A 12428-nucleotide genomic window follows, 5' to 3' on the forward strand; every position below is an offset into this window, starting at 1 on the left:
TAATACATACTAAAGTTAAAAGAAAAAAAGTACAGAAAAGAGAAAAGGTTAGAAGAATTTCTAACCTTTTAATATTTTAAAATTGATATTGATTTAATTCCAGAATTGGATTAATATATTCTCTCGTATTTGCTAAGCGTGGAACCTTATTTTGACCACCTAGTTTACCTTTCAGTTTAAGCCATTCAAAGAATAAACCTTTTTTGGCTTTGTGTACAATAGGTGAATTTAGTGTAATATTCTTATAACGTTTAGCTTCATAATCAGAATTGATTTCTTGTAGTTTTTTATCTAACGTCTCAATAAATAAGTCAAAATTATCAGGATCTTTACTAAACTCAATAATCCATTCATGTCGACCTTTCTCTTTTTCAGTCATAAAAATTGGTGCAGCAGTATATTCAGAAACTATAGCATTAGTGGCATCACAAGCAGCTTTTAAGCCTATTTCTGCATTATCAATGATCAATTCTTCACCAAATGCATTGATGTAATGTTTTGTTCGACCTGAAACCACAATTCGATGAGGATTAGTCGAGGTAAAACGAACAGTGTCGCCAATTATATATCTCCAAAGACCGCCATTAGTTGTAATAACCATGGCATAATTTTTTCCTACTTCAACCTGAGCGATGTTTAAATAAGATTGATTTTCAGACCCAAACTCGTCCATTGGAATAAATTCATAGAAAATTCCATTATCTAATAGTAAGAGTAAATCTTTGCAATTTCTTTGGTCTTGTATTCCAAAAAAGCCTTCTGATGCATTATATATTTCAAAATAATTTAATGTTTTGGTTGTAATGGCTTTATAATTCTCTGCATAAGGTGTATAACTAATTCCGCCATGGAAGAAAACTTCTAAATTTGGCCATAATTCGTCTACATAATTTTTTCCTGTTTTATCTAAAATGTAATTTAACATTACAAGCATCCATGAGGGAACTCCTGTTAACGAACCAACATCTTCATGAATAACAGATTTATAAATTGCTTCTATTTTTGCTTCCCACTCCGTCATCAAAGAAATTTCTTTGTTTGGAATGTTTTTCATCTCTGCATAAAAGGGAAGATTATCAATTAAAATTGCAGATAAATCTCCAAAACGTGTATCATATTTTTGGTATAATTCACTACTTCCACCAATTCTTAAATTTTTGTGTATAAAAATATTAGTGTCAGGTACCGCGTTTAGATAAAGTGCAAACATCATTTTACCAGCTGAATAGTGGCAATCTTCTAATGATTCTTGACTTATTGGGATAAATTTACTTTTAGCATTAGTTGTTCCAGAAGATTTGGCAAACCATTTAATTTTGCCAGGCCATGTTACATCGCCTTCTCCTTTACGAGCTAGTTCTATATAAGGTTCAAAATCTTCATAAAACACACTTGGGACACGTTCAGTAAACTGCAGGATTGATTTTATTTCATTAAAGTTAAATTCTTTCCCATAAATTGTAGATTTTGCATGATTAATATTATTAAACAATACATTTTCTTGTGTTCTTAATGGATTTTTAATGCTCTCTTCTATAGCTTTCATTTTGCTACGCATCATAATCTCCATAATCTTATTAACTAATCCCATTCGTTAAAATTTTGTAGATTTACTCACAAATTTAATTAAACTTTGAAAAGATATGCAGTTTGAGGGACAAATTCGTAAAATGATTACTGAAATTGGGAATCCAGTAAAATATTATTGGGATTTTAAACACGATTTTGTGACAATGAATCGTCTGTTAGGCAAGCGAATCAAGGTTTCTTTTGATCATTACGAATGTTTAGGATGCAATCAAGATAAAGAAATTTATCAAATGGGATATTGTAAAAATTGTTTTTTCACACTTCCACAAGCTAATCCTAGTATCATTAGTCCTGAGAAGTCAACTGCGCATTTAGGAATTGAACAGCGTGATTTAGAGTGGGAAAAGAAGTTTGAGTTACAGCCACATGTTGTTTATTTAGCAAATTCTTCAGGAATTAAGGTGGGTGTAACAAGAGAAACACAAATCCCAACTCGTTGGATAGATCAAGGAGCTTCCTCAGCAATTGTAATTGCTCGTACTACTAATCGTTTCGAGGCAGGGATGATAGAGGTAGCTTTAAAAAATGCTGTAGCTGATAAAACAAATTGGCAACGGATGTTAAAGAACGAGGTTCCTGATGTAAATCTGTATGAGCAATTTGAATTAATTAAAGAATTGGTTGAACTAGATCAGAAACAATTCTTAGTAGAAGAACCCGAAATTTACACAATTGACTATCCGGTACTTGAATATCCAACTAAAGTTAAATCTGTTAATTTAAAGAAAATGCCAAATATGGAAGGTGTCTTAAAAGGTATAAAAGGACAATATCTAATTTTTGAAGATAATTCTGTATTTAATGTACGTAGCCACGAAGGTTTTTATGTAAAATTAGATATCTAATCATCAAAATATTTATTTACAATAGCAAGCGCATCAGTAACGATGCGCTTTTTTAATGTGTTGAATTTTAGTTAAATAAATTAGTAAATGTTAATTTTTTTGTTAACTTAGTTACAGTCAAAACAAAATCACAAAAAAATAACACTATGAGTTTAAATAAGTTATTATTAGGAGTGGCAGCACTTTCTGCTGTAGCGCTTACTTCATGCGGCGGTAAAAAAGGTCAATTACAAAAATATCAAATAGAGCGTCCAGCTTTAGATGTTTTTAAATATAGAGATACTGTAAAAGATTCTTTACAATTTGTAATAGAAGGCGTAACTGAAGCTCAAGTTAAAGAACCAGTTGAGAAATATGGTAAAATTGATATTTTCAATTTAAAAGATGTAAAAGAAGAAGACGATAACGGACAGGTAATTTATGTATCTACTTATGATGTAGAATATGCAAATGCGGTGGGTACAGAGACTTTTAAGATTAAATCGATTAAAAAACGTCCAAAAGTTGTTGGATATTCATACGATTTAAAAGATAAAGCACCAGTTGCTGACACGACAGTTATGGCTCAATAAAAATATAAATAGAGGAAGTTATTGTTAACTTCCTCTATTTATTTAACAAACTTCTATAATTCAGACTTTTCCCAAAAAATAAGAATCTTTATCTTTGTTCTACTTTGGAACATAAAACTATTCATAACGTCCTTAGCTTATACGATTCATCAGAATTCGTACAGAAGCTTATTGCTAATTATAAAGAAAATCCAAATCAGAAAATTAATATTAAAGGATATTTAGGTTCTGGATTAAGCATACTTACAGCTCAACTTTTTCAACGTTTGCCACGTACGATTATTTTATTGTTAGATGACAAAGAAGAGGCTGCATATTATTTGAATGATTTAGAATCACTTTTCTCCAAAGAGGAAGTCTTATTCTTTCCCAGTTCATACCGTAGACCATACGAGATCGAGGAAGTACAAAATGCCAATGTAGTTATCAGAACAGAGGTTTTGAGTTCGTTAGCAGCTAAAAAACCAAAAATTATTGTAACCTATGGTGATGCTCTTTTAGAAAAAGTAGTGACAAAATCGGCTTTATCAGCCAATACATTAAAGGTAAAAGTAGGATCAGAATTAGGTATTGAGTTTATTTCAGATATGTTATTTGAATATAATTTCAATAAAGTTGACTTTGTTTCCGAACCAGGCGAATTTTCAATTCGTGGAGGAATCATTGATGTTTTTTCATATTCAGGAGAACATCCTTATCGTATTTCATTATTTGGTGATGAAGTTGAAACGATTCGCACATTTGATATTGATACGCAATTGTCTATTGCAACTTCCAAAGAAATTACGATTATTCCTAATCTGGAAAATAAAACTATCGATGAAAAACGCGAAAGTTTTTTACAATATATTCCGAAAGACACTTTAATTATTTCAAAAAATATTGAGGTAATTTCTACTCAAATAAAGAATAATTTCGAGAAAGCAGAAGAAATTTATGTTGGTTTAAAATCTGAAATAAAAAGAGCAGAACCAAAGGATTTATTTTTGGATGAAAATGGTTTTTTACATCAATTAGTGAATTTTGGTTTAATAGAACTTTCTAATAAATCCTATTTTGAAGTTGTAGATTCTTTGACCTCTCCTTTCAAGCCTCAACCTTCATTTAATAAACAGTTCGAAATTTTAATTGATGATTTAAATGATCGAAAAATAGATGGATATAAAAATGCTTTATTGTGTTCCAATGAAACGCAAATAAAACGTTTTGAAGAAATTTTTGAGGACATTGGGAAAGATGTTTCTTACACACCAGTATTGGGTTCATTGTATCAGGGTTTTATTGATGAAGAATTGCATTTAACATGTTATACAGATCATCAAATTTTTGAACGTTATTACAAATACAATGTTCGTTCTTCCTTTGCCAAAAAAGAATCAATTACTTTAAAGGAAATTAACACTCTACAGGTCGGAGATTATGTAACACATATAGATTATGGTGTAGGAAAATTTGCAGGATTGGTAACGGTTGATAATAATGGAACCAAACAAGAATCAATCAAACTAATTTATCAAAACAATGATATCTTATATGTAAATATCCATTCTTTACACAAGATTGCCAAGTTTCGTGGAAAAGATGGAGCAGAGCCAAAAATCTCAAAATTAGGTTCACCAGCTTGGAAAAACTTAAAGAATAAGACTAAAGCGAAAGTGAAAGAAATAGCTTTCGACTTAATTAAATTATACGCAAAACGTCGTACGCGAAAAGGTTTTGCTTATTCACCAGATACGTATTTACAAACCGAATTAGAAGCCTCTTTCTTATATGAAGACACGCCAGATCAGTACAAAGCTACCCAGGATGTAAAGGCGGATATGGAATCAGATCGTCCAATGGATCGCTTAGTTTGTGGAGATGTTGGATTTGGAAAAACTGAGGTTGCAATTCGTGCGGCTTTCAAAGCTGCAGTTGATGGAAAACAAGTTGCTATTTTAGTTCCAACAACAATTCTAGCGTTTCAGCATTTTAAAACTTTCTCAGAACGGTTGAAAGATTTACCAGTTAAGGTAGCTTACTTAAATCGTTTTGTAACAGGAAAAAAGAAAAAAGAAACTTTAGATGGTTTGAAATCAGGTCAAGTAGATATTGTGATTGGTACGCACCAATTAGTGAATTCAAAACTAGAATATAAAGATTTAGGGCTTTTAATCATTGATGAGGAACATAAATTTGGTGTAGCTGTAAAGGATAAGTTGAAAACATTACGCGAAAACATTGATACACTGACGTTAACAGCAACACCAATTCCACGTACACTTCAATTCTCGTTGATGGCTGCACGTGATTTATCAGTGATTAAAACACCACCACCAAATCGACAACCAGTCGAAACGCAATTGGTAGGGTTTAATGAAGAGGTTTTCCGTGATGCCATTATGTACGAAATGCAACGCGGTGGACAAGTGTATATCATCCATAACCGTGTTCAATCGTTAAAAGATATCGCAGGGATGGTTCAGCGTTTAGTACCTGATGCAAAGGTAGCAACTGGGCATGGACAAATGGAAGGTAAACAGTTAGAAGCTGTCCTGTTGGATTTCATCGATGGGCGATACGATGTATTTGTATCAACAACTATTATTGAGTCTGGATTAGATGTGCCAAATGCAAATACCATCATCATTAATGATGCACAAAATTTTGGGTTAGCCGATTTACACCAAATGCGTGGTCGTGTAGGTCGTAGTAACCGTAAAGCTTTTTGTTATTTGGTAGCACCTCCAATTTCTGCTCTTACGGATGAAGCTCGTAAGCGTTTACAAGCTATTGAACAGTTTTCAGATTTGGGTGCAGGATTTAATATTGCAATGAAAGATCTAGAAATTCGTGGAGCTGGTAACTTATTAGGTGGAGAGCAAACTGGATTTATGATGGATATTGGTTTTGAAACGTACCAAAAAATCTTAAATGAGGCCATTGAAGAGTTAAAAGATACCGATTTTAAAGACTTATTTGAGCATGAGCGAGATGAGAATAATACAGATTATGTGAAAGAAGTACAAATTGATACAGATTTACAAGTTCAGTTGCCTGATGAATACATTGAAAGTTCAGAAGAGCGTTTAATCTTATATAAAGAATTAGCTGATATTGAAGATTATGAAACATTAGAAACATTTAAAACTAATTTGATTGATAGATTTGGAGCTCTTCCAGCAGAAGCGCAAAATTTACTCCTATCTATAGAATTGAAATGGATTTCTAAGAAATTAGGTTTCGAAAAGGTAGTATTGAAAAAAGGAGTGATGCTAGGTTATTTCATTAGTAAACCACAATCGGAATTTTACCAATCTGAAGAATTTAGAACGGTTTTAAATAATGTTCAATCTAATCCTAAAAATGTAAGTTTTAAAGAAAAAGCACCTAAAAATGGAGAAGAATTTCCTACTTTATTTTTAAGGTTTGAAAATGTTAAAAATGTCAAACAAGCCCTCGAATACTTGATTAACTTAACAATAAGTTAAAAAAATATAATAAAAATTAAAATATAAATAATCATGTAAAGGATAATCCAAATAGGATTATCCTTTTTTTTACGTTAAAATTATATTGTCTGTAAAAGATAAATGTAGTTATTTATTATCAATAATAGAAGTGTAACTTATTGTTATAAAATGTCTTAATGTTATGTGTTCTGATAAATATTATTATTTTTAGCATTCAAAACCGCAAAAATTAGTTCTATTATGGAAACATCATATAATTATCTTCCAATTTTAATCTTGTTCATTTGTGCCTTTGCATTTGTCGCCATAACTATTGTGGCAACACATTTCTTAGGACCATCTCGTAAAACAGATGAGAAGTTAGAAAACTTCGAGTCAGGGATTGAGCAACAAGGAAATGCCCGTCAACCATTTGCAATTAAATACTTCTTAGTTGCAATTCTATTTGTTTTATTCGATGTTGAGGTGATTTTCTTTTATCCGTACGCAGCTAATTTCAAAGAATTAGGCTGGGAAGGATTTGCAGCAGTGGTTACGTTCGTTGGTTTATTCTTCGTAATGTATGCATATGCACGTAAAAAAGGTGCATTAAACTGGGAAAAATAATTATCCATTCACTTCTAAAAAATCATAAAATGATACATAACAAAAGACCTGTAACGCATAATACAAATGTGAAAGTTGTGGATGCGCCAGAAGGACATCAAGGCGAAGGTTTTATGGCAATGCAACTATCTAAAGTAGTTGGCTTAGCGCGTAAAAACTCGATTTGGCCATTACCTTTTGCGACAAGTTGTTGTGGGATCGAATTCATGGCAACCATGGGTTCTACATACGATTTAGCTCGTTTTGGATCAGAGCGTTTAGCATTTACACCTCGTCAATGCGACTTGTTAATGGTAATGGGAACAATCTCTAAGAAAATGGCGCCAGTACTTAAACAAGTTTATATTCAAATGGCAGAACCTCGTTGGGTAATTGCCGTTGGAGCTTGTGCAAGTTCGGGAGGAGTTTTCGATACATATTCCGTTTTACAAGGAATCGATGAAGTGATCCCAGTAGATGTTTATGTTCCAGGATGTCCGCCTCGCCCTGAAGCAATTATCGATGGAATAATGCGTATTCAAGATTTAGTAGAAACAGAAAGTGTAAGACGTCGTAGTAGTGCAGAATACCAAGCATTATTAACAAGTTACGGAATCAAATAAGAATATAAACGAGATGGAAAATAGCTTTATTAAAGACCGTTTAGTTCATAAATTCCAAGAACATATTTACGGTTGGGAAGAGCAGCACGGAACTTTAATTATCCATGCCGATAAAGAATTTAACCTTAGAATCATTCAGTATTTAGTGGATGATGAACAATTAGGATTTAAATTTTTAACAGATCTAACAGCAATTCATTACCCAAACAATACAGATGAAGAATTAGTCGTGACTTACTTATTATATAATATGTATAAGAATGTTTATGTACGATTAAAATTTGCTTTGCCAATTTCAGCGCCAAAAATCTTTACAGCAACAAAGATTTTCGAAACAGCCAATTGGTTAGAACGTGAATGTTACGATTTCTATGGAGTTGACTTTGTTGGTCACCCAAATCTAATTCGAATTATGAATGTAGATGAAATGGATTATCACCCATTACGTAAAGAGTTTCCATTGGAAGATCAGACGCGTAAAGACAAAGATGATGAAATGTTTGGTCGTGGTGGAGATTTCAATTTCGGACATTTTAACGTTAAATCTTAATTGAATCATGGGAAAATTGAAACAAGCAAAGGAAAAAGGAGGAACAATTGAGCTTCCAGATGGTTCATTAGAAAAAAGCACAATTACGCTGAATCTTGGACCAACTCACCCATCAACACACGGAGTTTTCCAAAATATATTAGAGATTGATGGTGAAATTATCAAATCAGCAGTTCCAACTGTAGGTTACATTCACCGTGCATTCGAAAAAATTGCAGAACGTCGTCCATTATATCAAATTACACCATTAACAGACCGATTAAATTATTGTTCAGCGCCGCTAAATAATTTAGGGTGGCACTTAACGGTTGAAAAATTCCTTGGAATTGAAATTCCAAAACGTGTGTCTTATATGCGTGTTATCGTGATGGAATTGGCGCGAATTGCCGATCATATCGTTTGTAATTCAATTATGGGAGTGGATTCAGGAGCCTTCACAGGTTTCCTTTATATGATGAAATACCGTGAGTTGATTTATGAAATTTACGAAGAAATAGGAGGTTCTCGCTTAACAACAAATATTGGGCGTATCGGTGGATTTGAGCGTGACTTCTCAGAAGTTGCTTGGCAAAAAATTGACCGTTTTCTGAAAGAATTTCCAGATGTTTTACGCGAGTTCGAAAACTTATTTGTACGTAATCGAATATTTATGGATCGTACACAAGGAGTTGGAGGAATTACAGCAGAACGTGCATTAAGTTATGGATTTACAGGTCCAAATTTACGTGCAGCTGGTGTAGATTATGATGTTCGTGTCGCAAAACCATACTGCCGTTACGAGGAATTTGAGTTTGATATTCCTGTAGGAAAAACGGGAGATTGTTATGATCGTTTTATGGTTCGTGACCAAGAAATGTGGCAATCGTTACATATCATCGAACAAGCTTTAGAAAAAATTAATGCATTAGAAGGTGAAGAGGCAACTGTTCATCATGCTGATGCACCAGAATATTATTTACCACTGAAAAAGGACGTTTATACTAAAATGGAAGCCTTAATCTATCACTTCAAGATAATCATGGGAGAGGTAGAAATGCCAGTTGGCGAAATTTATCATTCCATCGAAGCTGCGAATGGTGAATTAGGGTTCTATTTAATTTCTGACGGAGGTCGTTCACCTTATCGTTTACATTTCCGCCGTCCTTGTTTCATCTATTATCAAGCGTATCCAGAATTAATTACAGGTTCAATGATTTCAGATGCCATCATCACGATGAGTAGTTTGAACTTGATTGCTGGAGAACTTGATGCGTAACTAAAACTACTAAGAAAATGAGTATTCAGTTTTCAGAGAAAACACAACGAAAAGTTGATGAGATTATCGCGCGTTATCCTGAGGGAAAACAAAAAAGTGCGTTGCTTCCTATTTTACACGTTGCACAAGAAGAGTTTGGAGGTTGGTTAGATACGCCTCATTTAGATTATGTCGCTCAGATTTTACAAATTTTACCAGTTGAGGTGTACGAAGTAGCATCTTTCTATACGATGTTTAATTTAAAACCAGTTGGGAAATTTGTTTTAGAAGTTTGTCAAACAGGACCTTGTATGTTACGTGGTTCGGACAAAATTATCGAGCACATCAAAACCAAACTTGATATTACCGAAGGTGGAACTTCTGCCGACGGATTATTCACATTAAAGCCAGCTGAATGTTTAGGCGCTTGTGGATATGCACCAATGTTGCAATTGGGTAAAACCTATCGTGAGAATTTAACGATAGAAAAGGTGGATGAATTAATTGAAGAATTGAAAAAATTAGCCTAATGGGACAAAAATTATTATTGAAAAATATTGATGTTCCGGGGATTCGATATTTTAAAACATACTTCGAAAATGGCGGTTATGCTAATGCTGCTAAAGCATTAAAAATGACAACGGACGAAATCTTAGAAGAAGTAAAAACTTCGGGATTACGTGGTCGTGGAGGAGCCGGATTCCCAACGGGAATGAAATGGAGTTTCTTAGCAAAACCAGAAGGTGTTCCAAGACACTTGGTAGTAAATGCCGACGAATCTGAACCAGGAACATTCAAAGACCGTTTCTTGATGGAATATATTCCTCATTTATTACTTGAAGGAATTTTAATTTCATCGTATTGTTTAGGTTCAAATACTTCTTTTATCTACATCCGTGGCGAATACGCTTGGGTTGCTGAGATTTTAGAAGAAGCCATTGCAGAAGCAAAAGAAGCAGGTTGGTTAGGACAAAACATCCAAGGTTCTGGTTACGATTTAGAAATCGTGGTTCAACGTGGAGGTGGAGCTTACATCTGTGGAGAAGAAACTGCATTATTAGAATCTTTGGAAGGTAAGCGTGGAAATCCTCGTCTTAAACCACCTTTCCCAGCTGTTAAAGGATTATGGGGAAGACCAACAGTGGTTAATAACGTTGAAACGATCGCTGCAGTTGTGCCAATTATCGAAATTGGAGGGCAAGCGTATGCTGAAAGAGGTGTTGGACGTTCAACTGGAACAAAATTAATTTCAGCTTGTGGAAACATTAACAAACCAGGAGTTTACGAAATTGATTTTGATTTATCGGTTGAGGAATTCATCTTTTCAGAAGAATATTGTGGCGGAATTGCCAATGGAAAACGTTTAAAAGCGTGTATTCCTGGAGGAAGTTCTGTGCCGATTGTTCCAGCAACTTTATTGTTAACAACTTCAGATGGTTCACCTCGATTAATGAACTACGAAAGTTTATCAGAAGGTGGATTCCAAACCGGAACAATGTTAGGTTCTGGAGGATTTATAGTCTTAGATGAAGATCAAGATATCGTTTATCATACTTATACATTGGCTCGTTTCTATCGTCACGAATCGTGTGGACAATGTTCGCCTTGTCGTGAAGGAACAGGTTGGATGGAAAAAATCTTAAAACGTATTCACGAAGGAAACGGAAAAATGTCTGACATCGATTTGTTATGGGATGTACAGCGTAAAATCGAAGGAAATACGATTTGTCCATTGGGTGATGCAGCGGCATGGCCAGTTGCAGCAGCAATTCGTCATTTCCGTGATGAATTCGAATGGCACATTGACAATCCCGAATGTTTAGTTCGTAATTATGGTTTAGCGGATTATGGTAAACCAAGAGAAATAGTTCAAACCACAAATTAATACGAAGATGGCAGAAGAAACACCATTATTTAAAGTAACCATTGATGACCATACGGTAGAAGTGCCGGCTGGTACAACTATACTTCAAGCCGCTCGTATGCTTGGTAAAGAAATTGCGCCACCAGCGATGTGTTATTACGAGAAGTTAGAAAACACAGGTGGAAATTGTAGAACGTGTTTGGTTGAGGTTTCGAAAGGAAGTGAAGCTGATCCTCGTCCAATGCCAAAATTAGTTCCATCGTGTCGTACGACAGTAATGGACGGAATGGTTGTCGGAAACAAAACCTCGGGAAGAGTTGTGGAAGCACGTAAAGGTATCGTTGAAATGTTGTTGATTAATCACCCATTAGATTGTCCAGTTTGTGATCAAGCAGGTGAATGTAAATTACAAGATTTAAGTTACGAACATGGTGCAGAGGCAACACGTTACGAATTTGATCGACGTACGTTTCCAAAAGAGGATTTAGGTCCGAACATCGAGTTGAATATGAATCGTTGTATTCTTTGTTACCGTTGTGTAAAAACAGCCGACCAAATTACAGGTTGTCGTGAGCACGGTGTGATGAACAGAGGAGATCACGCAGAAATTTCAACGCATATTCATAAAGCATTAGACAACGAATTTATTGGAAATGTAATTGATGTTTGTCCAGTTGGGGCATTAACGGATAAAACATTCCGATTTAAGAATCGTGTATGGTTCCTAAAACCAGTTGATGCACACCGCGATTGTCCTACGTGTTCGGGTAAAGCGCAGATTTGGTTCCGTGGAAATGAAGTTTTCCGTGTAACGGCTCGTAAAAACCAATGGAATGAGGTGGAAGATTGGATCTGTAATTCATGTCGTTTCGATAAGAAAGATATCAACGATTGGACATTAGAAAAACCAGCGGAAGTATCGAAAACATCAGTGATTCGACAAGGACATTATACAGCGAATAAGATTCAACCAGAAGAAACATTCCCAAAAGTGGTCAAAAGAGATCCAAAAATCTTGTTAGACATTCATAATGTTTCAGAAGTGAATGAGCCAAATCGTGACATTTCACAAATTCATGGTCCTGCAACAAGTAACGATTATAACGATTAAAT

11 protein-coding genes are annotated in these 12428 nt (G+C 34.4%); 10 read left to right on the forward strand and 1 reads right to left on the reverse strand.

The genetic code is table 11. From position 1 onward, the window contains the following. Positions 1–76: 76 nt before the first annotated feature. Entirely contained in the window at positions 77–1591 is a 1515-nt protein-coding gene (locus tag IM532_RS10075; protein WP_228063710.1) for a GH3 auxin-responsive promoter family protein, read from the reverse strand. Positions 1592–1670: 79 nt separating this feature from the next. On the opposite strand from IM532_RS10075, the gene IM532_RS10080 reads away from it, so the two are divergent. The 10 genes from IM532_RS10080 (at position 1671) to IM532_RS10125 (ending at position 12426) form a co-directional block, all read left to right on the forward strand. Continuing rightward, positions 1671–2435, forward strand: coding sequence for a DUF2797 domain-containing protein (locus tag IM532_RS10080; RefSeq protein WP_317173009.1), 765 nt, complete (start codon positions 1671–1673; stop codon positions 2433–2435). Positions 2436–2581: 146 nt separating this feature from the next. Next, positions 2582–3007 (forward strand): hypothetical protein, encoded by a 426-nt coding sequence (locus tag IM532_RS10085; RefSeq protein ID WP_194183331.1) that lies wholly within the window; start codon positions 2582–2584, stop codon positions 3005–3007. 104 nt (positions 3008–3111) lie between these two features. Next, on the forward strand, positions 3112–6477 hold the full coding sequence (gene mfd / locus IM532_RS10090) for a transcription-repair coupling factor (protein WP_194183332.1): 3366 nt from the start codon (positions 3112–3114) through the stop codon (positions 6475–6477). 222 nt (positions 6478–6699) lie between these two features. After that, positions 6700–7065 (forward strand): NADH-quinone oxidoreductase subunit A, encoded by a 366-nt coding sequence (locus tag IM532_RS10095; protein WP_194183333.1) that lies wholly within the window; start codon positions 6700–6702, stop codon positions 7063–7065. A 29-nt stretch (positions 7066–7094) separates the two neighbouring features. Next, entirely contained in the window at positions 7095–7667 is a 573-nt protein-coding gene (locus IM532_RS10100) for an NADH-quinone oxidoreductase subunit B (protein ID WP_194183334.1), read from the forward strand. 13 nt (positions 7668–7680) lie between these two features. Then, entirely contained in the window at positions 7681–8217 is a 537-nt protein-coding gene (locus IM532_RS10105) for an NADH-quinone oxidoreductase subunit C (protein WP_194183335.1), read from the forward strand. Between the two features lie 7 nt (positions 8218–8224). Further along, positions 8225–9472, forward strand: coding sequence for an NADH-quinone oxidoreductase subunit D (locus tag IM532_RS10110; RefSeq protein WP_194183336.1), 1248 nt, complete (start codon positions 8225–8227; stop codon positions 9470–9472). Between the two features lie 17 nt (positions 9473–9489). Then, positions 9490–9981, forward strand: a complete 492-nt coding sequence (locus tag IM532_RS10115) for an NADH-quinone oxidoreductase subunit NuoE family protein (protein ID WP_194183337.1) — start codon at positions 9490–9492, stop codon at positions 9979–9981. Further along, positions 9981–11336: an NADH-quinone oxidoreductase subunit NuoF gene (gene nuoF / locus IM532_RS10120; protein ID WP_194183338.1), complete on the forward strand. Its 1356-nt coding sequence runs from the start codon at positions 9981–9983 to the stop codon at positions 11334–11336. Before IM532_RS10115 ends, nuoF begins: the two co-directional genes overlap by 1 nt. Before the next feature lie 7 nt (positions 11337–11343). Continuing rightward, positions 11344–12426 carry a 2Fe-2S iron-sulfur cluster-binding protein gene (locus IM532_RS10125; RefSeq protein ID WP_194183339.1) on the forward strand — a complete coding sequence of 361 codons (1083 nt, stop codon included), beginning with the start codon at positions 11344–11346 and terminating at the stop codon, positions 12424–12426. Positions 12427–12428: the final 2 nt, after the last annotated feature.

It is taken from the genome of Faecalibacter rhinopitheci (assembly GCF_015234135.1).
GTDB lineage: Bacteria > Bacteroidota > Bacteroidia > Flavobacteriales > Weeksellaceae > Empedobacter > Empedobacter rhinopitheci.